Annotated in this window: 25 protein-coding genes and 1 pseudogene; 11 read left to right on the forward strand and 15 right to left on the reverse strand. The window is 72.9% G+C overall.

Going from position 1 to position 25,618, the window contains the following annotated elements:
• Positions 1 to 120: 120 nt before the first annotated feature.
• From ACFQ79_RS18505 to ACFQ79_RS18515, 3 genes are all read left to right on the forward strand, one after another.
• Positions 121 to 807 carry a bifunctional DNA primase/polymerase gene (locus tag ACFQ79_RS18505; protein ID WP_383584628.1) on the forward strand — a complete coding sequence of 229 codons (687 nt, stop codon included), beginning with the start codon at positions 121 to 123 and terminating at the stop codon, positions 805 to 807.
• A gap of 75 nt (positions 808 to 882) precedes the next feature.
• Positions 883 to 1,854 (forward strand): ABC transporter ATP-binding protein, encoded by a 972-nt coding sequence (locus ACFQ79_RS18510; RefSeq protein ID WP_383584631.1) that lies wholly within the window; start codon positions 883 to 885, stop codon positions 1,852 to 1,854.
• Complete coding sequence (locus ACFQ79_RS18515) at positions 1,851 to 3,503, forward strand: transporter (RefSeq protein WP_383584634.1); 1,653 nt, start codon at positions 1,851 to 1,853, stop codon at positions 3,501 to 3,503. The genes ACFQ79_RS18510 and ACFQ79_RS18515 overlap by 4 nt, the downstream gene beginning before the upstream one ends.
• A gap of 171 nt (positions 3,504 to 3,674) precedes the next feature.
• On the opposite strand, the gene ACFQ79_RS18520 is transcribed toward ACFQ79_RS18515, so the two are convergent.
• Positions 3,675 to 4,016 (reverse strand): winged helix-turn-helix transcriptional regulator, encoded by a 342-nt coding sequence (locus tag ACFQ79_RS18520; protein ID WP_383584636.1) that lies wholly within the window; start codon positions 4,014 to 4,016, stop codon positions 3,675 to 3,677.
• Between the two features lie 170 nt (positions 4,017 to 4,186).
• Here ACFQ79_RS18520 and ACFQ79_RS18525 point away from each other — a divergent pair, with 170 nt between their 5' ends.
• Entirely contained in the window at positions 4,187 to 5,104 is a 918-nt protein-coding gene (locus ACFQ79_RS18525) for an NAD(P)-dependent oxidoreductase (protein WP_383584694.1), read from the forward strand.
• Between the two features lie 25 nt (positions 5,105 to 5,129).
• Here ACFQ79_RS18525 and ACFQ79_RS18530 read toward each other — a convergent pair whose 3' ends face one another.
• Positions 5,130 to 5,726: a TetR/AcrR family transcriptional regulator gene (locus ACFQ79_RS18530; RefSeq protein ID WP_383584638.1), complete on the reverse strand. Its 597-nt coding sequence runs from the start codon at positions 5,724 to 5,726 to the stop codon at positions 5,130 to 5,132.
• Between the two features lie 94 nt (positions 5,727 to 5,820).
• Here ACFQ79_RS18530 and ACFQ79_RS18535 point away from each other — a divergent pair, with 94 nt between their 5' ends.
• Complete coding sequence (locus tag ACFQ79_RS18535; protein ID WP_383584640.1) at positions 5,821 to 6,711, forward strand: NAD(P)-dependent oxidoreductase; 891 nt, start codon at positions 5,821 to 5,823, stop codon at positions 6,709 to 6,711.
• Between the two features lie 113 nt (positions 6,712 to 6,824).
• On the opposite strand, the gene ACFQ79_RS18540 is transcribed toward ACFQ79_RS18535, so the two are convergent.
• Together ACFQ79_RS18540 and ACFQ79_RS18545 are read right to left on the reverse strand one after the other, a co-directional pair.
• Positions 6,825 to 7,259 (reverse strand): nucleoside deaminase, encoded by a 435-nt coding sequence (locus tag ACFQ79_RS18540; protein ID WP_383584642.1) that lies wholly within the window; start codon positions 7,257 to 7,259, stop codon positions 6,825 to 6,827.
• Entirely contained in the window at positions 7,256 to 8,089 is an 834-nt protein-coding gene (locus tag ACFQ79_RS18545) for a TIGR03619 family F420-dependent LLM class oxidoreductase (RefSeq protein WP_383584644.1), read from the reverse strand. Before ACFQ79_RS18545 ends, ACFQ79_RS18540 begins: the two co-directional genes overlap by 4 nt.
• 93 nt (positions 8,090 to 8,182) lie before the next feature.
• On the opposite strand from ACFQ79_RS18545, the gene ACFQ79_RS18550 reads away from it, so the two are divergent.
• Together ACFQ79_RS18550 and ACFQ79_RS18555 are read left to right on the forward strand one after the other, a co-directional pair.
• Positions 8,183 to 8,629, forward strand: a complete 447-nt coding sequence (locus ACFQ79_RS18550) for an Lrp/AsnC family transcriptional regulator (protein WP_383584646.1) — start codon at positions 8,183 to 8,185, stop codon at positions 8,627 to 8,629.
• A 73-nt stretch (positions 8,630 to 8,702) separates the two neighbouring features.
• Positions 8,703 to 9,170: a GNAT family N-acetyltransferase gene (locus tag ACFQ79_RS18555; protein WP_383584648.1), complete on the forward strand. Its 468-nt coding sequence runs from the start codon at positions 8,703 to 8,705 to the stop codon at positions 9,168 to 9,170.
• 66 nt (positions 9,171 to 9,236) lie between these two features.
• Here ACFQ79_RS18555 and eno read toward each other — a convergent pair.
• Positions 9,237 to 10,531 (reverse strand): annotated as a pseudogene (eno, locus tag ACFQ79_RS18560) (phosphopyruvate hydratase).
• Positions 10,532 to 10,699: 168 nt separating this feature from the next.
• Here eno and ACFQ79_RS18565 point away from each other — a divergent pair.
• Positions 10,700 to 11,122, forward strand: coding sequence for a MarR family winged helix-turn-helix transcriptional regulator (locus ACFQ79_RS18565; RefSeq protein ID WP_383584650.1), 423 nt, complete (start codon positions 10,700 to 10,702; stop codon positions 11,120 to 11,122).
• A gap of 114 nt (positions 11,123 to 11,236) precedes the next feature.
• Positions 11,237 to 11,767 carry a carboxymuconolactone decarboxylase family protein gene (locus ACFQ79_RS18570; protein ID WP_383584653.1) on the forward strand — a complete coding sequence of 177 codons (531 nt, stop codon included), beginning with the start codon at positions 11,237 to 11,239 and terminating at the stop codon, positions 11,765 to 11,767.
• Positions 11,768 to 11,855: 88 nt separating this feature from the next.
• On the opposite strand, the gene ACFQ79_RS18575 is transcribed toward ACFQ79_RS18570, so the two are convergent.
• The 3 genes from ACFQ79_RS18575 to ACFQ79_RS18585 form a co-directional block, all read right to left on the reverse strand.
• Positions 11,856 to 13,070, reverse strand: a complete 1,215-nt coding sequence (locus tag ACFQ79_RS18575) for an FG-GAP-like repeat-containing protein (protein ID WP_383584655.1) — start codon at positions 13,068 to 13,070, stop codon at positions 11,856 to 11,858.
• 126 nt (positions 13,071 to 13,196) lie between these two features.
• Positions 13,197 to 14,087 (reverse strand): alpha/beta fold hydrolase, encoded by an 891-nt coding sequence (locus ACFQ79_RS18580; RefSeq protein WP_383584657.1) that lies wholly within the window; start codon positions 14,085 to 14,087, stop codon positions 13,197 to 13,199.
• A 660-nt stretch (positions 14,088 to 14,747) separates the two neighbouring features.
• Positions 14,748 to 15,437: a metal-dependent transcriptional regulator gene (locus ACFQ79_RS18585; protein WP_030322213.1), complete on the reverse strand. Its 690-nt coding sequence runs from the start codon at positions 15,435 to 15,437 to the stop codon at positions 14,748 to 14,750.
• 196 nt (positions 15,438 to 15,633) lie between these two features.
• On the opposite strand from ACFQ79_RS18585, the gene ACFQ79_RS18590 reads away from it, so the two are divergent.
• A complete protein-coding gene (locus tag ACFQ79_RS18590) occupies positions 15,634 to 16,401 on the forward strand; it encodes an SIS domain-containing protein (protein ID WP_055602727.1) in 768 nt (255 codons plus the stop codon).
• 86 nt (positions 16,402 to 16,487) lie between these two features.
• Here the strand turns inward: ACFQ79_RS18590 and ACFQ79_RS18595 are convergent, their stop codons facing one another.
• The gene (locus ACFQ79_RS18595; RefSeq protein ID WP_383584661.1) at positions 16,488 to 17,822 is read right to left on the reverse strand and encodes a PAS domain-containing protein; all 1,335 of its coding nucleotides are present in this window, start codon (positions 17,820 to 17,822) and stop codon (positions 16,488 to 16,490) included.
• Positions 17,823 to 17,991: 169 nt separating this feature from the next.
• Positions 17,992 to 18,618 (reverse strand): pyridoxamine 5'-phosphate oxidase, encoded by a 627-nt coding sequence (gene pdxH, locus ACFQ79_RS18600; protein ID WP_383584696.1) that lies wholly within the window; start codon positions 18,616 to 18,618, stop codon positions 17,992 to 17,994.
• 236 nt (positions 18,619 to 18,854) lie between these two features.
• Between pdxH and ACFQ79_RS18605 the strand changes: the two genes are divergently transcribed.
• Positions 18,855 to 19,955, forward strand: a complete 1,101-nt coding sequence (locus tag ACFQ79_RS18605) for a citrate synthase 2 (RefSeq protein ID WP_209496233.1) — start codon at positions 18,855 to 18,857, stop codon at positions 19,953 to 19,955.
• A 162-nt stretch (positions 19,956 to 20,117) separates the two neighbouring features.
• Here the strand turns inward: ACFQ79_RS18605 and ACFQ79_RS18610 are convergent, their stop codons facing one another.
• The 5 genes from ACFQ79_RS18610 to ACFQ79_RS18630 form a co-directional block, all read right to left on the reverse strand.
• On the reverse strand, positions 20,118 to 21,161 hold the full coding sequence (locus tag ACFQ79_RS18610) for an isopenicillin N synthase family dioxygenase (protein ID WP_383584663.1): 1,044 nt from the start codon (positions 21,159 to 21,161) through the stop codon (positions 20,118 to 20,120).
• 409 nt (positions 21,162 to 21,570) lie between these two features.
• Complete coding sequence (locus ACFQ79_RS18615; RefSeq protein ID WP_073911226.1) at positions 21,571 to 22,149, reverse strand: TetR/AcrR family transcriptional regulator; 579 nt, start codon at positions 22,147 to 22,149, stop codon at positions 21,571 to 21,573.
• Positions 22,137 to 22,865 (reverse strand): enoyl-CoA hydratase family protein, encoded by a 729-nt coding sequence (locus ACFQ79_RS18620; protein ID WP_383584665.1) that lies wholly within the window; start codon positions 22,863 to 22,865, stop codon positions 22,137 to 22,139. Before ACFQ79_RS18620 ends, ACFQ79_RS18615 begins: the two co-directional genes overlap by 13 nt.
• Complete coding sequence (locus ACFQ79_RS18625) at positions 22,862 to 24,508, reverse strand: AMP-binding protein (protein ID WP_383584667.1); 1,647 nt, start codon at positions 24,506 to 24,508, stop codon at positions 22,862 to 22,864. Before ACFQ79_RS18625 ends, ACFQ79_RS18620 begins: the two co-directional genes overlap by 4 nt.
• A 207-nt stretch (positions 24,509 to 24,715) precedes the next feature.
• A complete protein-coding gene (locus ACFQ79_RS18630; protein ID WP_383584669.1) occupies positions 24,716 to 25,534 on the reverse strand; it encodes an excalibur calcium-binding domain-containing protein in 819 nt (272 codons plus the stop codon).
• Positions 25,535 to 25,618 lie beyond the last annotated feature (84 nt).

Consider the following 25,618-nt stretch of genomic DNA (forward strand, 5'->3'; position numbering starts at 1 on the left):
CCACCCCGGCTCCCCGGCCCCCCGCGCGCCCCCGCTCGTGCACCGATGCGCCCCGCGTGCAGGATCGATGCCTCACACCGCTCGGCGTCCTGGCCGTAACCCCAGGTGACGGGGGAAGTTGTGTTCCACGTGGAAGAGACCATCGGAGTCACGGAAGCCGCACAGATCCCCAAGCAGCGCGGCGATCAGCTGCTGGACAGTGCCGTGCGGTACGCGGAAGAGCGGCACTGGGACGTGTTTCCCGGGACCTGGCTGGAGGCCGTCGAAGGCCGGGAGCGCTGCTCCTGCGGGGCGGACGCGTGCGCCGTGCCCGGCGCCCACGCGGTCAGGCCCGACTGGTCGACCCAGGCGACCGGCAGTGGGGTCGGGGCCCGGCGGATGTGGTCGAAGCAGCCGAAATCGTCGATCCTGCTGCCGACGGGCCGTACCTTCGACGCGATCGAGGTGCCCGAGTCGGCCGGGTTCCTGGCGCTCGCCCGGATGGAGCGGATGGAGCTGACGCTCGGCCCGGTCACCTGCACCCCGGACCGCCGGATGTTCTTCTTCGTCCTCCCGGGCGCCGCGACCAAGGTGCCCGACCTCGTCCGCAAGCTCGGCTGGGTCCCGGCCTCCATCGACCTCACCACCCGCGGCGAGGGCCACTACGTGGCGGCCCCGCCCACCCGCATCGGCGGCAGCGGCGCGGTCCAGTGGGCCAGGCGCCCCACCCCGGCGAACCGCTGGCTCCCCGACGCCGAGGAACTGATCAGCGCCCTCGCGTACGCCTGTGGCCGGGAGGCGGCGGAGGCCAGAAGCCGCACGTCCTGACCCTGGGTCCCCGCGGGCCTCACCCTTAGGGTGGGGCCCGTAAGACACACGGGGACGACGAGGGGCAGACAGACCATGCCTGACCAGGCATTTGACGGAGCGTTCGACACGGCGGGCGCCGCACCGGGGGACGATGCGGTGCCCGCCGTCCGCATCGAGGGCCTGTGGAAGCGATTCGGCCAGCAGATCGCGGTGAACGGCATCGACCTGGTGCTGCCCGCGGGCAAGTTCATCGGGCTCGTGGGACCCAACGGCGCCGGCAAGACCACCACCCTCTCGATGATCACCGGCCTGCTCCGGCCCGACCAGGGACGCATCCGGGTCGCCGGGCACGACGTATGGGCCGACCCCGAGTCGGTCGCCCAGGTCAAGGCCCGGATCGGCATCCTGCCCGAGGGCCTGCGGCTCTTCGAGCGGCTCTCGGGCCGCGAACTCCTCGCGTACAGCGGCCGGCTGCGCGGGCTGCCCGGCGCCGAGGTCGACAAGCGGGCCGCGCAGCTCCTCGACGTCCTCGACCTCACCGGCTCGCAGAACAAGCTGGTCGTCGACTACTCGACCGGCATGCGGAAGAAGATCGGGCTCGCGGCGGCGCTGCTCCACAACCCCGAGGTGCTCTTCCTCGACGAGCCCTTCGAGGGCGTCGACCCGGTCTCCGCGCAGACCATCCGCGGGGTCCTGGAGCGGTACACCTCCTCCGGCGCCACCGTCGTCTTCTCCAGCCACGTCATGGAGCTCGTCGAGTCGCTCTGCGACTGGGTCGCCGTCATGGCGGCGGGCCGGATCCGTGCCCAGGGCACGCTCGCGGAGGTACGGGGCGACGCGCCGTCGCTGCAGGCGGCGTTCCTGGAGCTCGTCGGCGCGAACGGGCGCGAGGCGGCGGGCGACTCGCTCGACTGGCTGGGCGGCGGGGCGGGGGCTGCCGGTGGGACCGGAGCTGCCGGTGGGGCGGGGGCTACCGGTGGGACCGGTGGGACTCGTGACACCGGTGCTTCGGGTGACACCTCGGCTTCGGGCGGGGCCGGTGCTTCGGGCGGGGCCCAGCGATGAGTGCCTTCCCGACCACGACCACCACCGGCACCGCGACCCCGGCCGGACCCGTCCCCTCCCTCACCTCCGTCTTCGTACGGCTCAAGCTGAGCCTGCTGCGCAACGGGCTGAAGCAGTCGGGCGGACGGACGGCCGCGTACATCCTCTCCATCGTCTTCGGAGCGTTCTTCGCCGCGGCGCTCCTGCTGGCCTTCGTCCTCATGCGGGGCAACGCCGACGCCGGCAGCGTCGCGATCCTCCTCACGGGAGCGCTCGCGCTCTCCTGGACGGTGATGCCGCTGTTCATCCCCAGCGGTGACGAGACCCTCGACCCGTCGCGGCTCGTCATGCTGCCGCTGCGGCCGCGGCCGCTGGTCCGCGCGCTGCTCGTGGCATCCCTCGTGGGCGTCGGCCCCGTCCTCACCTTCGTCCTGACCCTGGGCGCCGCGCTGTCCGTCGCGCACGGCGCGGTCGGCACCGTCGTCGCCGTCCTGGCCGTACCGCTGACGGCCGTGACGTGCGTGGCACTGTCCCGGGCCGTGGCCGCCGCCAACGTCCGGCTCCTCACCTCCCGCAAGGGCAGGGACCTGGCGCTGCTCAGCGGCCTGATCATCGCCGTCGGCATGCAGGTCGTGAACTTCGGCGCCCAGCGCCTGGGCGAGGCCGGCGGCCTGGAGTCGCTCGAACCGGCGGCGGCCGTCGTCAGCTGGCTGCCGCCGGCCGCCGCGATCGCCGCGGTCGACTCCGCCGGGCAGGGCGACTACGCGGTGGCGGCGGTCCGGCTGCTGCTCACGGCGGGGGCGCTCGCGGGGCTCCTGTACTGGTGGCAGCGGAGCCTCGTACGGCTGATGGTCGAGCCCGACGGCTCCACCATCGGCGCGGCCTCCGACACGGGCGGCCGTGACAAGGCCGACGGTACGGGGCTGCTCGCCCGGATCCTGCCGGGCGGGCACACGGGCGCGGTCATGGAGCGCAGCCTGCGCTACCTGTGGCGCGACCCGAAGACGAAGGCCGGGGCCGTGACCTCGCTCGCCCTCGGCCTGATCGTCCCGCTCGTCAACGCGCTCCAGGGCACCGGCTCGATCTACTGGGCGTGCTTCGCCTCCGGCATGCTCGGCATGCTGATGTACAACCAGTTCGGCCAGGACAGCTCGGCGTTCTGGATGGTCGCCCAGACCATCTCGACGACGGCCGACGCGTACGCCGAACTCAAGGCGCGGGCCCTGGCCCTGCTCATGATCACCCTTCCGTACGCGGTCTTCGTCACGGTCCTCACGGTCGCCGTCCTCGGCGACTGGGAGCGCCTCCCGGACGCCGTCGGCCTGGCGCTCGGGCTGCTCGGCGCGATGCTGGCGACGGGCTCGGTGGTCTCGGCCGTCTTCCCGTACTCGATCCCGCAGGACAGCGGCTACAAGAACGTGGCGCCGGGGCAGGGCGCCCTGGCGTGGATCTCGATCCTCGGCGGCATGCTCACGGCCCCGCTGCTGTGCGCACCGCTGATCGGCGCGACGATCTACCTCCACGTCTCCGACCAGCAGTCCCTGCTGTGGCTGCTGCTCCCGGCCGGCACGCTCTACGGCGCGCTGCTGATCTGGGCGGGTCTGAAGGTGGCGGCGCCGCGGACGGCGGGGCGGCTGCCGGAGATCCTGACGGCGGTCAGCAAGGGGTAGTCCCCTCCGGCCCCGCCCCCGGCGGACACGACTACGGCCCGCCCGGTTCGCCGGGCGGGCCTTTCGATGACCGGTGCACCCCGCCCGGGCGCTGCGGGACCGCACCGTCGTCGTCCCCGACCGCATCGCCCCGGCACACGCCGTCGGCCGGGCGGCGAGCAACGTTCGGCTCTAGGCCGGGTCCCGGGAGATCGCCTCGATGCGCTCCAGGTGTTCCTCGCCCCACGCGCCGAGCGGCCCCATCGCCGTGTTGAGGGAGTCGCCGAACCCGGTGAGGGAGTACTCCACCTTGGGCGGGACCTGCTGGTGGACCTCGCGGTGCACCAGGCCACTGGCCTCCATCTCGCGGAGCTGGAGGATCAGCATCCGCTCACTGATGCCGGCCACCGCCCGTCTCAGCTCCCCGAAGCGCAGCGGCCCCTCACCCAGCGCGAAGAGGATAAGACCCTTCCACTTGCCGCCCATCACGGCGATGGCAGCGTCGAGTCCGCAGGTGTAGGTCCGCTTGGCCATCAGCATTCACCCTTACAGAAGTGTGGGTACCGAACAGAATTGTAGGTACTTGTCGGAATGTGCGTGCCGCTCCAGGATGAGTGAAGTGCCGTGCCGGACAAGCCCGTTGGCGTCCGGCGGCTCCACTCGACGCGCGCGTGCGCATCTCCCACGACCCGCTGGAGCGACTCATGTCCGCCGACCAGGCAACACCCGCACCCACCCCCGTGACCGTGATCGGGCTCGGCTCGATGGGCCGGGCGCTGGCCGAGGCCTTCCTCGGCGCGGGGCACCCGACGACCGTCTGGAACCGTACGCCCGCCAAGGCCGCTCCCCTCGTCGCCAAGGGCGCCGCCCACGCCCGTTCCGTGCGGGCAGCGGTGGAGGCGAGTCCGTTGGTCGTGACCTGCCTGACCACGTTCGACGACACCCGTTCCGCGCTGGAACCGGCCGGGGCGGCGCTGTCCGGGCGGGCCCTCGTCACGCTGAACAGCGGCTCGCCCGCGGACGCCCGCGCGGCAGCGGCCTGGGCCACAGGCCACGGCGCCAGGTTTCTGGCGGGGGCGGTCAAGAACGTGCCGGCGGCCGTGGGAGCGCCGGACACGCTGCTGTACTACGGCGGCGACAAGACGGTCTTCGACGAGTACGGAACGACCCTGAGGGTGCTGGGCGGTGACACCGTCCATCTGGGATCCGAGACCGACCTCGCCGCGTTGTACGAGATGGCGGTGGGCGCGATGCTGCTGCCCGCGCTCGTCGGGTTCTTCCAGGGCGCCGCCGCGATCCGGACCCGGGGGCTGGAGGCGGACAGCATGGTGCGGTTCGCCGGCAAGTGGCTCGACATGATCAAGTCCCTGCTGCCGGGCTACGCCAAGGAGATCGACAGCCGCGACTACACGGACGCGGCCTCCTCCGTGGACATGTTCCTCGCGGGCGCGGCCCACGACAAGGCCCTGGGAGAGGAGGCGAACGTCGACACGACCTGGATCGAGCCGCTGAACGAGCTGCTGCGGCGCGCGGTCGCGGCCGGCCACGGCAGCCACAGCATCGCCGCCCTGACCGAGGTGCTCACGGGGGAGGACCCCCCGGGCGCACGGCGCTCGGCGTGAGAGCTCGCCGTCCGCGCCGTCCGCGTCAGCGGTACGAGGCGACCAGTCGGGCCAGGTGCCGGCCCGCGACCTCCAGAGGGGTCGCGCTGCGGGCGACCTGGGCGGCCAGTTCCGCGCCCTCCAGTGTGGCGATCACCGTGTGCGCCAGCTCCTCCGCGTCCGTCTCCGTGAAGCCCGACGCGGCCAGCTTCCGGGCGACCACCGCCCGCCAGCGGGCGAACGCCTCGGCCGCCGCGGCCTGGACGCCGGGCGCGCTGTTCGCCGTGCCGACGACCGTGGACGTGACGGGGCAGCCGTCGAGCCAGTCCGATGCGCGCAGGCCTTCGACGAGGGAGGCGGTGAGCGCGACGAGTGCCTTCTCGGGCTCAGGTTCCGCGTCCAGCGCCTCGGTGAGGAGTTCGGCGAACTCCTCGTCCCCGAGCCGGACCGCGGCCGTGCCGAGCTCCTGCTTGCCGCCGGGGAAGAAGTGGTACACGGAGCCGAGGGTGGCCCCGGCCTCGACGGAGATCTGCTTGATGCCGGTGCCCTCGTAGCCCTGGCGCTGCATCAGGCGTGAGGTCGTGCGGACGATCCGCTCTCGGGTTCCGGCGGTCTCGGGATCGTGCGGGGCCTTGGTCTTCACGCCACCAGGGTACCGAACTAGAGCGATCGTTCTAGCCCTGTGCTACGTTCCTCTCTAGATAGAGCGTTCGTTCTAGTCATTCGGGGAGAACTCTGTGCACACGTCCGCCGCGAACAGCCCGTCCACGTCCGTGACCGTCATCGGCCTCGGCCCCATGGGCCGCGCCATGGCCGGCGCCTACCTCGACGCCGGCTACCGCGTCACCGTCTGGAACCGCACGGCGAGCCGCGCCGACGACCTGGTCGCCAGGGGCGCCGTCCGCGCCGCCACCGTCGAGGAGGCACTGCGGGCCAACGAGTCGGTGGTGCTGAGCCTCACCGACTACGCCGCCATGTACGCGATCCTCGGGCCCGCCGCCTCCGCGCTGGAGGGCCGCGTCCTGGTCAACCTCAGCTCCGACACCCCGGAGAAGACCCGTGAGGGGGCCGCCTGGGCGGCGAAGCACGGGGCGCGGCACCTCACCGGCGGGGTCCAGACGCCCCCGTCCGGCATCGGCTCCTCGGAGTCCAGCACCTACTACAGCGGCCCCCGCGACCTCTTCGAGGAGTACGAGGGGCTCCTGAAGGTCCTCACGGACACGGACTACCGGGGCGAGGACCCGGGGCTCGCCGCGCTCTACTACCAGCTCCAGATGGACCTCTTCTGGACCACCCTGACCGCCTGGCTGCACATGGCGGCGGTGGCGGACGCGAACGGCATCGGCCTCTCCGAGATCAAGCCGTACGCGACCGGGACGCTGACCGGGATGGGCCAGTTCCTCGACTTCTACACACCGCGGATCGAGGCGGGGGACCACGGCGGCGACGTCGACCGGATCTCGATGGCCGTGGCGAGCCTCGACCACGTCGTCCACACGACGCGGGACTCGGGCGTGGATCCGGCGCTGCCCGCCGCCGTCCTCGAGACGTTCCAGCGGGCGGCGTCCGCGGGCTACCAGGACGACAGCCTGACCCGGCTGTTCGAGGTGTTCGGCCGACGGCCCTGACGCCCGGGGCCGGCTCCGCCGCGACCGGGAGCACGCGTCGATCAGGACGCGTCGACCGGCTGCGCCCGGGAGGACGCGTCGACCGGCTGCGCCCGGGAGGACGCGTCGACCGGCTACGACCGGTAGTACGCGTCGATCGGAGCGCGCGCCTCGTCGAACAGGGCCGGCCCGTCCTGCGCCACCGCCGGCCAGTCGCCCGACTGCGGGTTGAGCGCGACCAGTTGATCGGTGGCGAGCGCGAAGACGACCCGGCCGAGACCCGAGCGCACGATGCCGCCCGCGCACATCCCGCACGGCTGGCAGCTGGTGTACATCGTGGTGCGCGCCGCGGTGTCCGGGTCGAGTTCGCGGGCGGCCCAGCGGGCGAGCTTCAGTTCCGGGTGGGCGGTGATGTCGTCGTCGCGCCGTACCGTGTTGTGGGCCTCGGCGAGGATCTCGCCGTCCGGGCCCGCGAGCAGGGAGCCGTACGGCGCGTCCCCGAGGGTGACGGCGTGGGCGGCGAGGCCGATGGCGCGCCGCAGGAGCGCCTCGTCGGCGGTGGTGATCATGAGGTGGTCCTCCGGTGGGTGGCCACGGTGGTGAGCGCCCGCCAGGCCTCGTGGGGCCTGCGGGTCTCCTCCGGATCCCCGTGGTACGGGTCGAGTACGACGGTGTCGGCGCCGAGCAGCCGGAGCCGGTCGAGGTCGTCGAGGACCTGCTCGACGGTGCCGACTCCGGCGGGCCGTTCGGGGTCGTCGACGGGAGCGGTGGTCAGCCGCAGGGCGATGCGGGGCGCGAAGCCCGGCAGCGTGTGGTCCGCCAGCACGGCGCGCATCCGGTCCATGGGCAGCCGCAGCGGGTGCCAGGCGTCGCCGAACCTGACGGCCCGGCGGATCCCCGCCTCGCTGTTGCCGCCGACCCATACGGGGACGGGGGCCGCGCCCGCAGCCTCGGCGCTCCCCTCCCGCGTCGCGCGCCATGCCTCCCGCAGCGTCTCCAGGTACGCGTCGGTCAGTCTGCCGCGCGCGGCGAACGGCACGTCGAGCGCGTCGAACTCCTGGCGCGACCAGCCGACGCCGACCCCGAGGACGAACCGGCCGCCGCTGAGCTGGTGGAGGTTGCTCGCCATGCGTGCCACGAGGAGCGGATGCCGGTACGGCAGGACGAGGACGGTGGTGCCGAGCCGGAGCCGTGTGGTGATTCCGGCCAGCCAGGACAGTGTGGTGAACGGCTCGTAGAACGGCTCCGGGTAGCGCTCGGCGACGTCCGGGGTGACGGCCACGTGGTCCGACACCATGAGCAGGTCGTAGCCGAGGCCCTCCACCGTCCGCGCCCATTCGCGCAGCACCCCGGGGTCGGTTCCGGGTCCGAAGTTCGGGACGTTGACGCCTAATCGCATGCTTCGAGGCTATCCCCGCGGCCAGGGGCCAAGGAAGCGAACTCTCCTGGTTGAACCGGCTTTCTCCCGTGCTTCTGCCGGTAGAATCGTCGTATGGCCGTGAATCTCGACGAACTCGACTGGGCGATCATCGAGCAGCTGCAGCAGGAGGCCCGCATCTCCCTCAGCGAGCTGGGCCGGCGCGTGAACCTCAGCCCGTCGGCCACCACGGAGCGGGTGCGGAACCTGGAGTCGCGGGGCGTCGTCACCGGCTATCACGCCGTGGTGGACCTGGCCAAGGCCGGTTACCCCGTCCTCGCCGTCGTACGGCTGAAGTACCCGGGCAACCAGCACCAGCCGTTGCGCCGGCTGCTCGCCGAGCGGCGGGAGATCCTGGAGTGCCTGCGGACCACCGGCGACGACTGCTACACGCTGAAGGTGGCCGCGACATCCATGGAGCACCTGGAGTCCCTGGTGGACGAGCTGGCGGGCTTCGGGAGCACGACCACCAGCGTCGTGTACAGCCGGACGCTTCCCCAGCGCGGCCCCGGCCGTCCCTGAACGCGCCGCCCCGGGCACGGCGGCGCCGCAATTCGGATGCGCGGAGCCCCGTCGTCTGCGACCCTCACGCCTTGTGACCCTTGATGACCTTGAGATCAGGCGTGCCGGCGACGCCGACGCGACCGCGGCGGCCGATGTGTGGCTGCGCTCCTTCGGTGCCGCACTGCCGACCGTACGGCGCGCGCACGACGACGACGCGGTACGGGGCTGGTTCACCCATGTCGTCGTGCCGGAGTACGAGACCTGGGTCGCGGTCGCCGGCGGGGACGGCGTGGTGGGACTCCTCGTCCTCGACGAGGGGGCCCTGGAGCAGCTCTACCTCGACCCGTCGTGGCGCGGCCGAGGCCTGGGCGACCGCTTCGTGGAACTGGCGAAGCGACAGCGGCCGGAGGGCCTGGACCTGTGGACGTTCCAGGTCAACGCACCGGCGCGGAGGTTCTACGAGCGGCACGGCTTCGTCGAGGCGGAACGGACGGACGGGCAGCGCAACGAGGAACGCGAGCCGGACATGCGCTATGTGTGGCGGCCGGTGAAGGACTGACTCAGGACCGGCCGCCCGACGCCGCGCCTCCGGGCCTCCCGGCTCCGGGCCTCCGGGCCTCCCGCGTCAGGAGCGGTCCAGGACCGACCCGCCCGCGTAGCGCGCCGAGGCGCCCAGCTCCTCCTCGATCCTGATGAGCTGGTTGTACTTCGCGGTGCGGTCGGACCGGGACAGCGAGCCGGTCTTGATCTGTCCGCAGCCGGTCGCGACCGCCAGGTCCGCGATGGTGGTGTCCTCCGTCTCGCCCGAGCGGTGCGACATGACGGCGGTCCAGCCGGCGCGGTGGCGACCGTGGCGAGGGCTTCGGTCAGGGTGCCGATCTGGTTGACCTTGACCAGGACCGAGTTGCCGACACCGGTGCGGATGCCCTCGCGCAGCAGGTTCTCGTCGGTGCAGAACACGTCGTCGCCGGTGAGCTGGCAGCGGTCGCCGACGCGGGCGGTGAGCTCCCGCCAGCCGTCCAGGTCGTTCTCGGCCATCGGGTCCTCGATGGAGACGATCGGGTACGCGTCGATCAGCTTGGCCAGGTAGTCGGCGTGCTCGGTGGGCGTACGGCGGACGCCCTCGCCCTCGTACACGTACACGCCGTCCCGGAAGAACTCCGACGAGGCCGGGTCCATGACCAGGCCGATGTCCGTGCCGGGCCGGTATCCGGTGCGCTCGACGGCCGCCATGACGAAGTCGAGCGCCTCCTCGGCGGTACGGAGCGCGGGCGCGAAGCCGCCCTCGTCGCCGACGCCGGTGGTGTGCCCGGCGGACAGCAGGTCGCGGCGGAGGGTGTGGAAGACCTCGGATCCCATGCGTACGGCTTCCGCGAAGCTCTCCGCGCCGATCGGGGCGATCATGAACTCCTGGAAGTCCAGCGGATTGTCGGCGTGCGCGCCGCCGTTGACGATGTTCATCATCGGGAGCGGCAGGAGGCGGGCGTCGGCGCCTCCGAGGTAGCGGTAGAGCGGCTGGCGGTGGGCCGCAGCGGCGGCCTTCGCGACGGCGAGGGAGACGCCGAGGAGGGCGTTGGCGCCGAGCCGGGACTTGTCGGCGGTGCCGTCGAGCGCGACGAGCGCGGCGTCCAGGCCGGCCTGGTCGTCGGCGTCGCGTCCGACGACCGCCGCCGCGATGTCGCCGTTGACGTGGGCGACGGCGCGGTCGACGCCCTTGCCGTGCCAGCGGCCGGCGTCCCCGTCGCGCAGTTCGACGGCCTCGCGTGCGCCGGTGGAGGCGCCGGAGGGGACGGCGGCGCGGCCGAGGGAGCCGTCGGCGAGGAGGACGTCGGCCTCGACGGTGGGGTTGCCCCGGCTGTCGATGATCCTGCGGGCGGTGACGGACGTGATGACGGTGGTCTCGACTGCCGTGGAAGCCATGGTGGTCCTTCGTGTGGAGGCGCGCCGCGGCTCTGCTGCGACAACGCTGGCGCGTGCCGCGACAACCTCGACTTTACAGCAATGCTGTGCAGTTTGGCTGTTCAGTTGTGCTGCACAGTTCTGCTGCGCAGTTCCGCTGTGGAGCCGCACCACCGGTTAAAGTGGCCTATGCCCACCCCGGAACCCGCCACCGTCGCCACCGAACTGCGTACCGCGATGGGCAAGCTCACGCGGCGCGTGAAGCACGAGGACCGGATCCCGCTCGGCCACGTCTCCGTACTCGGCACCCTCGACCGCGACGGCGCCATGACGACCAGCGACCTGGCGGCGGACCAGCGCGTACGGCCCCAGTCCATGGCCCGCTCGGTCGGGCTGCTCATGGAACAGGGGCTCGTCGTCCGCCGCGCGCACCCCACGGACGGCCGCAAGTCCCTGGTGGAGCTCTCCCCCGCGGGCCGGGCCGCCCTCGACGCGGAGCGCGGGCGCAGGGTGGGCTGGCTCGCCCAGGCGATCGAGCTGGAGCTCACCGGCGAGGAGCGCGAGGTGCTGGCGCGCAGCGCCGCCCTGATGGAACGGCTCGCCGCGCGCTAGGAAGACCTGCGGGACTCCGTGCCGGAAAGGATTCCCGAGTCCTGTCACAACGTCGTGGGGCGCTCCGTCATTGCTGTGAAGACGCCGACAAGGGCACGACGAAGGAGAACAGCGATGACGAACACGGACTCCACCACGGCCACCACGACCGTCGACGCCCCCAAGGGCTCCCTCTCCCGGATGCCCAACCCCGGCGAGTTCGTGCCCGAGTTGAACGACATCAGCGCCGCCCTCTTCCGGGCCACCGGCAACCGCTCGGTGCCGCGCGCCACGATGAGCCTCGTCCACCTGCGGGCCGGTCAGATCGTCGGCAACACCTACCTGACGATCCTCAACACCGGTTTCCTCCGCAAGGCCGGCCAGTCCGAGGAGCGCATCACCGCCGTCTCCTCCTGGCAGGACGCCCCCTACTTCACCGACGCCGAGCGCGCCGCCCTCGCCCTCGTGGAGGCCACCCTCCAGCCCGCCCCGCACGGCCGGGAGCGCGTCTCCGACGAGCTGTACGCCGAGGTCGCGAAGCACTACGACGAGAAGGCGCTGGCCACCCTGACCATCGCCATCGGCCAGATCAACTTCTTCATCGCCCTGGCCGTCATCGGCAAGCCGCAGCCGGTCGCCTCCCTCGCGGACGAGCAGTGGGACTGACCGGCCCCCGAACCCGGAAGCGCGTACAGCGAAGGCCCCCGCCCGGACGTTCCGGGAGCGGGGGCCTTCGGCCGTCAGGAGCGGCGGATCAGAACGCGGCCAGGTTCCACCAGGTGTCGGTCTCCAGGGAGCCGGCTGCGAACTTGCCCGTCCCCGTGCCCGAGTACATGACCAGCGCGCCGTCTCCTCGGTGCTCGGCGGAGACGAAGCTGCTGTTCGTGATCGCGGACAGGTCGTTGCGGCCGTCACCGTTGTGGTCGCCGACGGTCAGGAGCGAGGCCATGACGTTCCAGCCGCCGCCCACGAGCGTGCGGGTGCCGACGGCGCCCGCCTTGCCCGGGTAGAGCCACAGCTTGCCCGTGGACGCCTCGCGGGCGAGCAGGTCGGCCCTGCCGTCGCCGTTGAGGTCGCCCGGCGCCGCCAGGGTGTTCATGGTGTTCCAGCCGCCCGAGCCGATCAGCTTGCGCGCACCGATCGTGCCCGTGGACGTGCCCGGGTACAGCCACAGCTTGCCCGTGGACTTCTCGACCGCGAGGACGTCCGAGCGGCCGTCGCCGGACAGGTCGCCGAAGGCGGTGATGCCGTTCATGGCGTTCCAGCCGCCCGAGCCGATCAGCTTGCGCGCGCCGAGCGCGCCGGTGCCGGTGCCGGGGTACAGCCACAGCTTGCCGCTGGACGCCTCGCGGGCGATGACGTCCTCGCGGCCGTCGCCGGTGAGGTCGCCGTGCCGGGTGAGGGTGCTCATGGCGTTCCAGCCGCCCGAGCCGACCAGCTTCCCGGAACCGTCACCGGCCATGAACCAGAGACGGCCGGCCTTGTCGCGGGCGAGGACGTCCGGGGTCCGGTCGCCGTTCAGGTCGCCGAAGCCGGCCGCGGGGGCCTGGGCCGCGTACCACTCCGGGTACGGGTCCATGGCGCACTCGCGCTCGGTGGGGACGAGCTTCACCGAGCTGACGGAGGTGCTGCCGGGGCCGCCCCATTCGGTGCCCGCGGGGTTCGGGTCCATGACGCCGACGTTGCCGTCGAGACCGTGGCCGGCGTCGTCGTACAGGCAGGCGAACTTGTTCGTGCGGTTCATCACCGACCGGAACGTGTTGTCCCAGGCCCCGAGCGTCGCCACGCTCGCGTTCGTCTTGTACAGCGTCCCGGAGCCGTTCTCGGTCTTCCAGGCGCAGAAGTAGCCCGACGGGCAGTCGCTGAGCGCGGCCTGAGCGGGCGCCGCGCCCGCGCCGAGGAGCCCGGCCGAGCTGAGCCCCAGCGCCGTGGCCACCGTGGCCAGGCGCCGCAGCATTGAAGTGCGCATACGTTTCCTCCCTGAAGCGGCGCGGAACAGGCCTCGAACGCGCCGCGACAGGGAAGGTACCTCGCCGTGCCGGCGCGCCCGTCAGGAGGGTGGCCTCCCGCCGCGGGCGGCCGGTCGCAGCCTTTCCTACGAGGTCAGGACGCCGTTCAGGAAGGGGCCGACCGCCTCTCGCCAGGCGTCCGGGTGCTCGTAGTGGAGGAGGTGCCCGGCGTCGGGGATCTCCGCGTACGCGCCGTGCGGCAGCACGCGGACCATCTCCTGGGCCTCGGCCCTGCCCAGCTCGCCGTCCAGGCCGCGGACGACCAGCGTGGGGCAGCGGACCTGGGCCAGGGACTCCCAGTGGGCGTCGTGCACCCAGGTCTCCCGGGAGGTCAGCATCTGCTCCGGGTCGAAGACCGGACGCCAGCCGTCCGGGTGCTCGGCCATCACCTCGGCGAAGAAGGCACCCCGGGCGGGGTTGGGCCGCTCGACCCACGGGTCCTCCTCGCCGAACCAGCGGCGGGCGGCGTCGAGCGAAGGGAACGGGGCCGGCCAGCGGCGGAACCAGTCCCGCCACTCGCGCTGCGAGGCCGCGCCGAGCGCCGAGGCCCGCATGTCGCAGATGACGAGGGCGTGGACGAGGTCGGGGCGCTCGGCGGCCAGCTGCCAGGCGGTGAGGGCACCCATGGAGTGGCCGATGAGGGTGACCGGGCCGAGGCCGAGCTGCTCGACGGCGGCGGCCGCGTCCGCCACGTACGCCTCGCGGGTGAAGGAGGCGGCGGGGGGCTTGTCGCTGTGCCCGTGGCCCCGCTGGTCGAGGGCGACGGTGCGGGGGCGGTGCGGGGGGTGGGGGGTCGCGCCGGGGCGGGCCGCCGCCTCCGCGAGGCGGCTGATCGCCGGGGACCAGTGAGCCGCGTGGCCCATCAGGCCGTGGAGGAGTAAGACGCCGGGACCGGCCTGCGGGGCGGTCCCGGGCGTGAAGTCCCAGGCCGCCAGCCGTACGCCGTCGGCCCCGGTGACGTCGAGTCGTCGCGCCATCCCTGGCACCCCCTCTTCTTGCCGTCGAACCACGCCAGACTATCGAACTCGCATTCGAAAATGCGCTCCTGCCGCGCAACACCCCTCGTTCGAGTGACAGGCCTCAAGGATTGACGGCCGCTGCCGAGGGGAGATCTTGAACGGGAGGCGGACCGCTCGGGGAAAACGGTCCGAGGGGATTGACCTTGAGAGCTCGGGGCTCCAGGTCAGCACAGGGGAGGACAGGCCCCGGCGCCACGAGGCGCCGGGGCCCTCTGCCGTCCGGACCGGACACGAGCCCGACACCGTGCGGGACGGACGCGATCCCGCCACCGTCCGGGGCGCGCGGGCCGCCCGGGCGGGCGGCATCCGACGTACCGCCTGCGCGTGCCGCACGGCCCCCACCCCTCCCCGGTCTCGCACCGCTCCACCCCTCGTATCGCACCACTTCGCCCCAGCGTGGCACGACGACGGCGCGGGCGTAGCCATTCCGGCGTAAACCGGGGCGCACAAGGGCCGTTGGCCCGGAAGCGACACTCGAACGTGTCCTATTCCGGCGCAACCGGAAGCGAACTCCCGGGCGGAGACGCCGAAGGGTGCCCCACCGGGCGTCGCGTACGACGACCGGTGGGGCACCCTTCCCGCGCGATGCGGTGTCGGCCGGGGTGCGGTGTCAGCGCGTCAGCGCTTCGCCACGAACACGTGCGCCGCGACGTCCGCGTCCAGTTCGGCCGCCTCGCCGCTGCTGCCGACGAGGATGCCGCCCGCGGACTCCGTCACCGACACCACGGAGCCGGGCTGCACGCCCGCGCGCCGCAGCGTGTACATCAGCTGGGCGTCCGTCTGGATCGGCTCACCGATCCGGCGGACGACCACCGTCTTGCCCTCGCTCGCGTCCAGCTCGGCGAGCGACACCATCGAGTCGTCGAGGAAGGCCTCGGCCTCCGCCTTCTCGCCGAGCTCCTCGAGACCGGGGATCGGGTTCCCGTACGGCGACTCCGTCGGGTGACGCAGCAGCTCCAGGACGCGCCGCTCCACGGCCTCGCTCATCACGTGCTCCCAGCGGCAGGCCTCGGCGTGCACCTGCTCCCACTCCAGGCCGATCACGTCGACGAGCAGGCACTCCGCGAGGCGGTGCTTGCGCATGACGCGGGTGGCGAGGCGGCGGCCCTCGTCGGTCAGCTCCAGGTGCCGGTCGCTGGCGACGGCCACCAGTCCGTCGCGCTCCATCCGGGCCACCGTCTGGCTCACCGTTGGGCCGCTCTGGTCGAGCCGCTCGGCGATCCGGGCACGCATGGGGACCACACCTTCCTCCTCAAGCTCGAGGATGGTGCGGAGATACATCTCCGTTGTGTCGATCAGTCCGGACATACGTGCCCCTCGATGAGTCGTGCGCTGGCCCTGCACCAATTCTGACGCATCGCGCCGACAACCGGGCCTCACCGTCCCAAGGCGGTATTGACAGAGCAATGGTCCAGACCGCACCGTGATCGGCGACCGGGGCAGGACCAGGGCACGACCACGACATGACGCGACGACGCGACGGCGACGAGAAGGAGCTTCTGGAATGGGCGACAGCGCGGGCGAGAGCAAGCTGGCCGGACAGTTCTTCGACGCCGCGATCGGCCTGCTCCAGCAGGTGCGCGACGGCGACTCGGCCGAGATCGCCGCGGCCGGCGCCGCGATCGCCGAGGCCGTCGCCAACGGCAACCGGCTCTTCGCCTTCGGCGCCGGCCACTCCTCGCTCGCCGCCCAGGACGTCGTCTACCGTGCCGGCGGACTCGCCCTCATGAACCTGCTCGTCGTCCCCGGCGTCGTCGGCGTCGACGTCATGCCGGCCACGCTCGGCTCCGCCCTCGAACGCGTCGACGGCCTCGCCGGGGCGGTCCTGGACTCCTCCCCCGCCACCGCGGGGGACGTCCTGATCATCATCTCCCTCTCCGGGCGCAACGCCCTGCCCGTCGAGATGGCCATGAACGCCCGCGCGCTCGGCCTCACCGTCATCGGCGTGACCTCGGTGGCGTACGCGACGGAGACCAGGTCCCGGCACGTCTCGGGGACGTACCTCAAGGACCACTGCGACATCGTCCTCGACTCCCGGATCGCCGTCGGCGACGCCGAGCTCACCCACGAGGGCATCGAGGCCCCCTTCGCGCCCGCCTCCACCGTCGTCACCAGCGCCCTCATGCAGGCCACGCTGGCCGCCGCCGCCGAGGACCTCGTCCGCCGCGGCATCGAACCGCCGCTGCTGCGCTCCGGGAACGTCGACGGCGGCCACGAGTGGAACGGCCGTGTGATGACGGAGTACGGCGACCGGATCTTCTACCGGCACTAGGCCTCGCCGCGCCGGCACCAGGCCTCGCCGCTGCCGGCACGAGGCCTTCCCGGCCGGCAGCAGGAACGGCGGGCGACGAGGCGCTTCTAGAGGGTGTCCGCCCGCTCGCCCAGGTCCAGCGCCGCCGCCACCCTCGACGCCACCGCCTCCGCGAAGACCACGTCCTCCCGCTCGAACGGCTGCCGGCACGCGGCCCGCAGGAACGTCACCACGCCCAGCGTCCGGCCCCGGGAGCGCAGCGTCACACAGACCGCGTGGGCCGCGTCGGCGGGCCACTGGTGGGCCTCCGCCCACACCTCGGCCGTGCGGCCCGCGCTCGCGCGGACCGTGCCCACCCGGTCCCAGGCCTGCAGCGCCGGGTGCCTCGGGCCGTACCGCAGCGGGATGCCGCCGCCCACCACCGGCGACGCCGGGCCGGGCGCGCCCGCCGGGGTCGCCAGGGCCCGGGTCAGCCGCCGCTCACCCGCGACCCGGTCGACCAGGGCGTGGTCCGCGAACCCGGCGAGCGCGAAGTCGAGCAGCACCGCCGCCGCCTCCGCCGGGTCCTCGCACTCCGCCGCCGCCGCGCCGGCCCGGTGCAGCTGGCTCCACCGGAACCGCAGCCGGTCCGCCTCCCGGGCCGCGAGCCGCTCCTCCGTCACGTCCTGGAACAGCCACGCCACGCCCAGCGGCACCGGCTCCTCGGCCATCGGCGAGGACAGCAGCAGGAAGCCGCTGCGCCAGCACCGGCGCCGCTCCCCGGTGGACGTCCGCAGCGTCACCCACACCTCGGCGGGCGCCGGCGGCGTGCCCTCCGCCAGGACGTGCTGGAGGGCGGCCTCCAGCTCCTCCGCGCCGTGCACGACGACATCGCCCAGCGGGCGCCCGAGCAGGGCCGTACGCCCGGTTCCGAAGGCGCGGGCGGCGTGGCCGTTGACCATGGCGGGGCGCAGGTCGGCGTCGACGAGGACGACGCCCCAGGACGCGTCCTCGAACAGCGCCTCGCTGAGCGCCACCGACCGCTCCAGGTCGAGCTGGACGTGGACCTCGCTGAACGCGCAGTACACCCCCGCAGGACCGCCGTCCGCCCCTCGTACGCCGGCGGCCTGGCTGCGGACGAGCACCCGGCCGCCGTCCTTGCGGAGCAGCGCCAGCTCGTGGACCTGCCGGCCGGGGCCCTTCATGGCCCCCATCAGCCGCTGCAGGGTCTCCTCGGCGTCGGCGCTGCGCGCCGCCCAGCCCTCGAACCCGCGCCGCCCGACCGCCTCGGCCGCGGACCAGCCGAGGATCCGCTCGGCCTCGCGGTTCCAGTGTGTGACCGTCCCGTCGGCGTCGAACGCGCAGAGCGCCGCGTCCATCCCGTCGAGCAGCGCGGCCAGCAGATCGGCCCCCGCCCCGGGAACGGAAGCGGTCGCGCTCGCGGACCCCGTGAAAGCACTCATCCCGGCACCCCCCATGCTGCCGCCATTCAACTGGAACGTGACGCAGAGCACATCACCTTCACCGAAATCGTTGCATCGCGGAAACGCATTCCGATACGGGGGCGCCGCGGGTCCGTGGGCGGCTGCCGGAGAACTGCCGGAGCGGGTAGGCCGGCGGCATGTGCGCCGGTCAGGGCGCCAGCCGCTCCACCCGCCACGGCTCGCCCTCGCGGACGTACCGCAGCCGGTCGTGGAGCCGGTTCTCGTGCCCCTGCCAGAACTCGACCGCGTCCGGCACGACCCGGATGCCGCCCCACTCCGGCGGGACCGGCACCTGCGTGTCGCCGGGGTAGCGGGCGGCGAGCTCCCCGTACCGGGCGAGGAGTTCCGCGCGGGAGGCGATCACCGAGGACTGCCGGCTCGCCCAGGCGCCCAGCTGGGAGCCGTGCGGACGGGTGCGGAAGTAGGCGACCGTCTCGTCGCGGCCGATGCGCTCGGCGCGGCCCGTGACGATGACCTGGCGGGCCAGCGGGTGCCAGGGGAAGAGCAGCGAGGCGTACGGATTGGCCGCCAGCTCCGCGCCCTTGCGGGAGTCGTAGTTGGTGAAGAAGACGAAGCCGGCCTGGTCGTAGTGCTTCAGGAGCACCGTGCGCGAGGACGGGCGGCCGTCGGGGGTCGCCGTGGAGACGATCATCGCGTTCGGCTCGTGGATCGCCGGATTCTCGGCGGTCTCCTTGAACCAGCGGGTGAACTGCGCGATCGGTTCGGGGGCGAGGTCGGCGGCCGACAGCTCTGTGGTGCGGTACTGCTCGCGCATGTCCGCGGGATCCAGGGCGTCGTTCACAGGATCGGTCACGGGGCCATCCTGCCGCAGCGCCTCAGTTTGCCCGGCACCGCGTGCCGCCAATCCTTACTCGCCGGATCGGCGGAGTGTGCCGGATGTCACGCTTCCCCGCATCATCGGAACCGTACAGACTCTTGGGCTGGACGACTGTTGAATCCCCACCATCGACCACCATTCGGTTGATCGATCATCGATAGAGGAGCCGCCTGATGTCCGACTTCGTACCCGGGCTCGAGGGAGTCGTCGCGTTCGAGACGGAGATCGCCGAACCCGACAAGGAAGGCGGCGCCCTCCGGTACCGCGGCGTCGACATCGAGGACCTGGTCGGCCACGTCTCGTTCGGCAACGTCTGGGGTCTTCTCGTCGACGGCGCGTTCAACCCCGGCCTGCCGGCCGCCGAGCCGTTCCCGATCCCCGTGCACTCCGGCGACATCCGCGTCGACGTGCAGTCCGCCCTCGCGATGCTCGCGCCCGTGTGGGGCCTCAAACCGCTCCTCGACATCTCCGCCGAGCAGGCCCGCGACGACCTCGCCCGCGCCGCCGTCATGGCGCTCTCGTACGTCGCCCAGTCCGCCCGCGGCCAGGGGCTCCCCATGGTCCCGCAGAGCGAGATCGACAAGGCCGAGTCCGTCGTCGAGCGCTTCATGATCCGCTGGCGCGGCGAGCCCGACCCGAAGCACGTCAAGGCCGTCGACGCCTACTGGACCTCCGCCGCCGAGCACGGCATGAACGCCTCGACGTTCACCGCCCGCGTCATCGCCTCCACCGGCGCCGACGTGGCCGCCTCGCTCTCCGGCGCCGTCGGCGCCATGTCGGGCCCGCTGCACGGCGGCGCGCCCTCCCGCGTCCTCGGCATGATCGAGGAGATCGAGCGGACCGGCGACGCCACCGCCTATGTGAAGCAGGCCCTCGACAAGGGCGAGCGCCTCATGGGCTTCGGCCACCGCGTCTACCGCGCCGAGGACCCCCGCGCGCGCGTGCTGCGCCGGACGGCCAAGGAGCTGGACGCCCCGCGCTACGAGGTGGCCGCCGCGCTGGAGAAGGCCGCCCTGGAGGAGCTGCACAACCGCCGCCCGGACCGCGTCCTGGCGACGAACGTCGAGTTCTGGGCGGCCATCGTCCTGGACTTCGCCGAGGTCCCGGCGCACATGTTCACGTCGATGTTCACGTGCGCGCGTACGGCCGGCTGGTCGGCGCACATCCTGGAGCAGAAGCGCACGGGCCGGCTCGTGCGTCCGTCGGCCCGCTACACGGGGCCGGGGCAGCGCAACCCGCGCGAGATCGAGGGTTACGCGGACATCGCGGGCTGAGTACCCGATTCCCGTCCGTACGGCGACGGCCCGACCCGCACAGTCAGGGCCGTCGCCGTACGGACGTCGCATGAGAACTCGCCGGGGACGACGGGACGCCGTACCCGGCGAGGACGCCGTACCCGGCGAGGACGCCGTACCCGGCGAGGACGCCGTACGCGGCTAGGACGACAGGGCCGGCTGCGTCTCCGGGTGGAGCAGCAGGTCCGCGTGGTGGCGGGCCGTCGTCAGCGGGTGGGCCCGCAGCTTGCCCTTCAGCTCGTTGCGGCCGTACTCGGCGAACAGCGGGTTCGCCGGGTCGGCCGTGACGCCGGGCGCGGTCTCCGCGTACGGGAAGGTCAGCGGGTTGATCCGAGCGTCGAGCCGCGGGTTGTAGAAGAACGGCACCGAGTAGCGCTCCGTCGCCCCGGGCGGCGAGACGACCCGGTGGTTGGTGGCGATCAGATAGCCGTTGGTCGCCACTTCGAGGAGCTCCCCGAGGTTCACGACGAACGCGCCCGGCAGCGGCGGCACGTCGTGGAAGTTCCCGTCCTCCCTCTGGACTTGGAGCCCTCCCACGTGGTCCTGGAGAAGCAGGGTGAGGAAGCCGTAGTCCTTGTGCGCGCCGACGCCCTGGTCGTCGCCCTCGCCGCTGCTGCCCGGGTAGCGCACCAGCTTGAGGTGCGGGTGGGCGCGCGGCCCGAAGATGTCGTCGTAGAAGTCCTCGGAGGCGCCGATCGAGGCGAGCAGCTCGTGCAGCAGCCGCTCGGCGACCCCGCTGAGCCGCTCGATCCAGTGCAGGGCGGCGGTCCGCAGCTCAGGGAGGGCTTCGGGCCACTGGTTGGGGCCTTCGAGCCACCAGTACGGGGCTTCCCAGGGCGCGGGGGTCCGCGCGGGGCGCTCGGCGCCGATGTCGAGCTGGTCGCGCCAGTCGCGCGCGCCGGCGGTCCGCTCGTCGCCGATGCGGGTGTAGCCGCGGAAGTGCGGCGAGTTGATGTTGTCGAGGGCGAGCCGGTCGGCCTCGGGCAGGGCGAAGAAGGCGTGCATCGCGGAGGTCAGGGCCCGCGTCTCGGCCTCGGTCACTCCGTGCCCGATCAGCTGGAAGAACCCGACGTCGTGCGCGGCCGAGTGGAGCTGGGCGTGCAGCAGGCGCCGGGCCTGGGGGTCACGGTCTGCGGCGGAGAGGTCGACGATGGGGAGCTGCGAGGAGTACGAGCTGCGAGTCATGTGTGCGTCCGCGGGGTCTACGGGTGCCCGGGGCGGCCGCCGAGGGTGGGGCGGGGGCCACGGGTGCCGGTCGGCTTGGGCTCTGAACGAGGGACCCGGTGGGGGGCGCTGGTGGTGCCCCTTGGGGTCATGCGGAGCGGCGACAGCTCATGGACGTGACGCGGAGGAAGTCCACGTGGCGACGGCGTACGAGCGTAGGCATGCGACCAGAGTACTGCGGTGGGGGTGGTTGGACTGTGGCGCGGGTCACGTCGCACGGGAGGACTTGCGGCCATGACGGGCTTGGGGAGGAGGATCCCCAGGTGGGGGCCTCGGATGGGCTCGAATCTTTACGGCAGCGTTTCGGGTGGGCCCGAATCCCCACGTCGGCGCCGTCTCCCGGGGGCCGGTGCCTCGTCTCCCTACGCCTTCACGCCAGCGCCTCGTCCAGCAGCAGGGCCCACTGGGCGACGACGCGTTCACGGCGGGCGCGGTCGTCGGTGAGGAGGGTCGCGAGGCCGAGGCCGCGGGCCATGTCCAGGAAGCCCTGGACGGTTTCGCGGACGCCGGGGCGGGACTCGTCGGCGCCCAGCACCTCGACGGCCATGCGGTGCGACTCGCGGCCGACGCGGGCCTCCAGCTCGGTCACGCGCGCGCGGAGCTGCTCCTCGCCGGAGGCGGCGACCCACAGGTGGAGGGCGGCCCGGAAGAGGGGGCCGGTGAAGAGGTCGACGAGCGCGGCGACGGCCTCGTGACGGTCGCGGGAGGGCAGGGTCCGCAGTGCCTGGGAACGCTCCTCGGCGACGTACTCGACGGCGGCCGTGAAGAGGTCCTCGCGGGTCGGGAAGTGGTGCTGGGCGGCGCCCCGGGAGACGCCGGCCCGTTCCGCGACGACGGCGACCGTGGAGCCCGCCCAGCCGTGTTCGGCCAGGCAGGACACGGCCGCCTCCAGGAGCCGCTGCCGGGTGGCGCGGCTCCTGTCCTGCTTGGGTGCGGTCACAGCCGCCATGCGGGGTCCCGTCGTTCGAGGAAGGCCGTCATCCCCTCGCGCGCCTCGGCGGAGGCGAAGAGCGTGGCCGACCTCTGCACCAGGTCCTCCGCGTCTCGTTCGAAGGTCTCCAGGACTCTAGCGGTGACCAGCCGCTTCGCCTCGCGCAGGCCCTGCGGGGAGGCGGCGCGGAGGGAGTCGAGGAGGCCGGGCAGGGCGTCCTCCCGGTCCGTCACGAGCCCCATGGCGATCGCCTCGGGCACCCCGAACCGCTCACCCGTCAGGTAGTGGCGGGCCGCCGCGCGCGGCTCGAGCTTCGGGAGCAGGGTGAGGGAGATGACGGCCGGGGCGACCCCGATCCGTACCTCCGTGAGCGCGAAGTCGGCTCCCTCCCCCGCGACGACGATGTCGGCGGCGCCGAGCAGGCCGAGGCCGCCGGCCCGGGTGCGGCTGCCCGCGGTGACGTGGGCGACGACCGGTTTCGGCAGCTCGACGATCTGCCGGAGCAGGTCCACGAAGGCGTACGGGCTCGGCGGCGCCTTGAGGTCGGCGCCCGCGCTGAACGTGCTGCCGGTGTGGGTGAGCACCACCGCCCGGACCGCGGGGTCCTTGCCGCAGACGGTGAGCGCGTCGGCCAGTTCGGCGACGAGCGCGGCGGAGAGCGCGTTGCGGGTGGCCGGGGAGTCGAGGGCGAGGGTGGTGATCCCCCGCTCCTCGGTGACGACGACCAGGGTCATGTACGGTCCCTCAACTCTCGGTCTCGGAGCTCTCGGTCACGGAGGTCACGGTCTTCCCTGTCCCGGTCGCGGAGCTCTCGGCGGAGGATCTTCCCGGACGCTGCCCGGGGCACCGCGTCGATGAACTCGACCTCGCGGACCTTCTTGTACGGGGAGACCCGGGCGGCGACGTGCGCCATGACGTCCTGGGCGGTGAGGCCGGGCGCGGCGGCCTGGCGTACGACGTAGGCCTTGGGGATCTCGGTGCCGTCCGCGTCCGTGACGCCGATGACGGCGGCGTCGGCGACGCCCTCGTGGGTGAGGAGCAGCGCCTCGAGTTCGGCGGGGGCGACCTGGAAGCCCTTGTACTTGATGAGTTCCTTGACGCGGTCGACGACGTACAGCCAGCCCTCGTCGTCGACCCGGCCGATGTCGCCGGTGTGCACCCAGCCGTCGGCGTCGATCATGGCGGCGGTGGCGTCGGGCCTGCCGAGGTAGCCCTTCATGACCTGCGGTCCCCGGATGGCGACCTCGCCCTCCTCGCCGGGCGCCGCGTCCTTCGACGGGTCGTCGAGGGACAGGATCCGCATCTCGGTGGAGGGCAGCAGCTTGCCGACGGTGCCGGGCGGAGGGTCCTGGGCGTCGAGCGGGACGACGTGGGTGCCCGGGGACAGCTCCGTCATGCCGTACGCCTGGAGGACCGGCGGCAGTCCGAGCCGCGCCGAACAGGCCTGGGCGAGGGCCGCGTCGAGCGGGGCGGCGGCGCTGACGATGTACTCGAGGGACGACAGGTCGTAGTCGGCGACGGCCGGGTGCTTGGCGAGGGCGAGCACGATCGGCGGGGCGACGTAGAGGCCGTTGATGCGGTGCTTCTGGATGGCACCGAGGAAGGTGTCGAGTTCGAAGCGGGGCAGGACGACGACGGTGGCGCCCTGGCGCAGGGGCGCGTTCATGAGGGCGGTGAGCCCGTAGATGTGGAAGAAGGGGAGGATCGCCAGGATCCGGTCGCCGGGCCCCATCGGGATGACCGGCTCCAGCTGGGCGAGGTTCGTGGCGATCGAGGCGTGGGTGAGCATCACGCCCTTGGGGACACCGGTGGTGCCGGAGGAGTACGGGAGCGCGGCGACGTCCTCGTCGGGGTCGACGTCGGTCTCGGGCACGGGGCCGGTGGACCCGAGGAACGCCTGCAGCGAGCGCACGCCCTCGCCCTCGGGGCCTTGCGGCGGCTGGTCGCAGACGAAGATCTCCCGTACGCCGCCGGCGAGTTCGGCGGCGGCGCGGGCGGCGGGGAGCAGCGGGGAGACGGTGACGATCCAGCGGGCCGCGGAGTCGCGGAGCTGCTTGGCGAACTCCTCGGGGGTGGCCAGCGGATGCACGGTGGTGACGGAGGCACCCGCGCGCGTGGCCGCGTAGAAGGCGACGGGGAAGAGCACGGTGTTGGGGCTGTGCAGCGCGAGCACGTCCCCCTTCCGCACGCCGGCCTCGGCGAGTCCGGCGGCGACCCGCCGATGGAAGGCGTCGACCTGTCCGTACGTGAGGGTGAGCTCCCCCGCCCCGTCGATCAGCGCGGGGGCGTCGCCCCGTTCGGCCGCGCGGCCGAGCACCGCGTCGTGGATCGGCAGGGAGACGGTCGGGACGGCCTCGTACTCGCTGTGGAACACCATGCAAGCCCCCTGGAGAGGTGGGAGTGGTGGAAGGTGGTCGCCAGGATCGCGTGTGGGGGTACGACTTGGGGAGACCTTGTCAGCACTCCGGGGAAACAATCAAGCATGCATGCATGATTTCTGGGACGGACGACGGCCCGCCCCCGTGAGCGGGGACGGGCCGTGCGTCGCGCGCGGGGACGGGCCGTGCGGCGGCCGTCCGGGGTGTCAGCCCTCGCAGGCCACCCCGTCGCCGTCGCGGTCGAGGTGGCGGCCGTAGCCCGGCTCGCCCGCGTGGATGGGGGCGGCGCCGGCGGCGCGGACGGCCGTGCAGTTGCGGTAGTAGACGCTGCCGCCGCCGGAGGACGCGTCGTCACCGGCGTCCTCGGTGGGCGCGGGCGTGGGCTCCTGGGTGGGCACGGGCGCCTGGGTGCGCGTCGGCTTCGGGGTGGCCGGCTGGGGCTCGGGCGTCGGGGTGGGCTTGCGCAGCACCTCGTCGGGCGACTTCGGGCACGGGACGCCCGGCGCCGTCAGGTACACCACCGGCACCGCCGACGAGACCGGCGCGCCGGCGTCCGGGCGCTGGAAGCAGACGGTCCAGCGGGCGTGGTCGGCGGGCAGCTCGACGTCCTTGTAGGCGGCGTAGGAACGCCCCAGGTTGGCGGTGAGGAACCGCTCGGAGTCGGCGTACATCCCGCCGACGAGCGAGGGCATCGCCGGGGCCGCCTCCGTCTTCGACGGAGTGGGGGTCGGGGTGGGAGTCGGAGTGGGGGTCGCGGTGGCCGTCGCCGTCGGCTTCGCCGCGCCCTTCGCGTCGCCCTTCTCCTCCTCCGGCGGGTCGCTGAGGAGCAGCAGCAGGAGCCACAGGGCGCCGAGGACGGTCGCGGCGACCTTCTTGTTCCGGCTCCAACGGCTCGTCCAGGTCAGGGCTATGCCCGCCGGCGGGAGGAGGACCAGAAGGCAGATGATCAGCACGGGGTGCTGCCACCAGCGCCGGGCGGGCAGCGGGGCGGGAGCGGGCTGGAACGGCGGCGGAGACGGGTACACGTGCGGCTCCCGGGGGCTGTGAGCGTGTGCGAGGTGCACGGATCGTACACAGGTTGTTCACAACCGGTAGCCCTTCCTACGGAA

It is taken from the genome of Streptomyces sp. NPDC056480 (genome assembly GCF_042795405.1).
Classification (GTDB): domain Bacteria; phylum Actinomycetota; class Actinomycetes; order Streptomycetales; family Streptomycetaceae; genus Streptomyces.

Coding starts and splice junctions, on each gene's coding strand:
- ACFQ79_RS18615 (WP_073911226.1), bottom strand. CDS start 22,149: ATGGCGGCTGTGACCGCACCCAAGCAGGACAGGAGCCGCGCCACCCGG.
- pdxH (WP_383584696.1), bottom strand. CDS start 18,618: ATGCGCGAGCAGTACCGCACCACAGAGCTGTCGGCCGCCGACCTCGCC.
- ACFQ79_RS18590 (WP_055602727.1), top strand. CDS start 15,634: ATGGGCGACAGCGCGGGCGAGAGCAAGCTGGCCGGACAGTTCTTCGAC.
- ACFQ79_RS18510 (WP_383584631.1), top strand. CDS start 883: ATGCCTGACCAGGCATTTGACGGAGCGTTCGACACGGCGGGCGCCGCA.
- ACFQ79_RS18550 (WP_383584646.1), top strand. CDS start 8,183: ATGGCCGTGAATCTCGACGAACTCGACTGGGCGATCATCGAGCAGCTG.
- ACFQ79_RS18570 (WP_383584653.1), top strand. CDS start 11,237: ATGACGAACACGGACTCCACCACGGCCACCACGACCGTCGACGCCCCC.
- ACFQ79_RS18595 (WP_383584661.1), bottom strand. CDS start 17,822: ATGAGTGCTTTCACGGGGTCCGCGAGCGCGACCGCTTCCGTTCCCGGG.
- ACFQ79_RS18545 (WP_383584644.1), bottom strand. CDS start 8,089: ATGCGATTAGGCGTCAACGTCCCGAACTTCGGACCCGGAACCGACCCC.
- ACFQ79_RS18610 (WP_383584663.1), bottom strand. CDS start 21,161: ATGACTCGCAGCTCGTACTCCTCGCAGCTCCCCATCGTCGACCTCTCC.
- ACFQ79_RS18540 (WP_383584642.1), bottom strand. CDS start 7,259: ATGATCACCACCGCCGACGAGGCGCTCCTGCGGCGCGCCATCGGCCTC.
- ACFQ79_RS18520 (WP_383584636.1), bottom strand. CDS start 4,016: ATGGCCAAGCGGACCTACACCTGCGGACTCGACGCTGCCATCGCCGTG.
- ACFQ79_RS18620 (WP_383584665.1), bottom strand. CDS start 22,865: ATGACCCTGGTCGTCGTCACCGAGGAGCGGGGGATCACCACCCTCGCC.
- ACFQ79_RS18580 (WP_383584657.1), bottom strand. CDS start 14,087: ATGGCGCGACGACTCGACGTCACCGGGGCCGACGGCGTACGGCTGGCG.
- ACFQ79_RS18525 (WP_383584694.1), top strand. CDS start 4,187: ATGTCCGCCGACCAGGCAACACCCGCACCCACCCCCGTGACCGTGATC.
- ACFQ79_RS18605 (WP_209496233.1), top strand. CDS start 18,855: ATGTCCGACTTCGTACCCGGGCTCGAGGGAGTCGTCGCGTTCGAGACG.
- ACFQ79_RS18575 (WP_383584655.1), bottom strand. CDS start 13,070: ATGCGCACTTCAATGCTGCGGCGCCTGGCCACGGTGGCCACGGCGCTG.
- ACFQ79_RS18585 (WP_030322213.1), bottom strand. CDS start 15,437: ATGTCCGGACTGATCGACACAACGGAGATGTATCTCCGCACCATCCTC.
- ACFQ79_RS18515 (WP_383584634.1), top strand. CDS start 1,851: ATGAGTGCCTTCCCGACCACGACCACCACCGGCACCGCGACCCCGGCC.
- ACFQ79_RS18565 (WP_383584650.1), top strand. CDS start 10,700: ATGCCCACCCCGGAACCCGCCACCGTCGCCACCGAACTGCGTACCGCG.
- ACFQ79_RS18625 (WP_383584667.1), bottom strand. CDS start 24,508: ATGGTGTTCCACAGCGAGTACGAGGCCGTCCCGACCGTCTCCCTGCCG.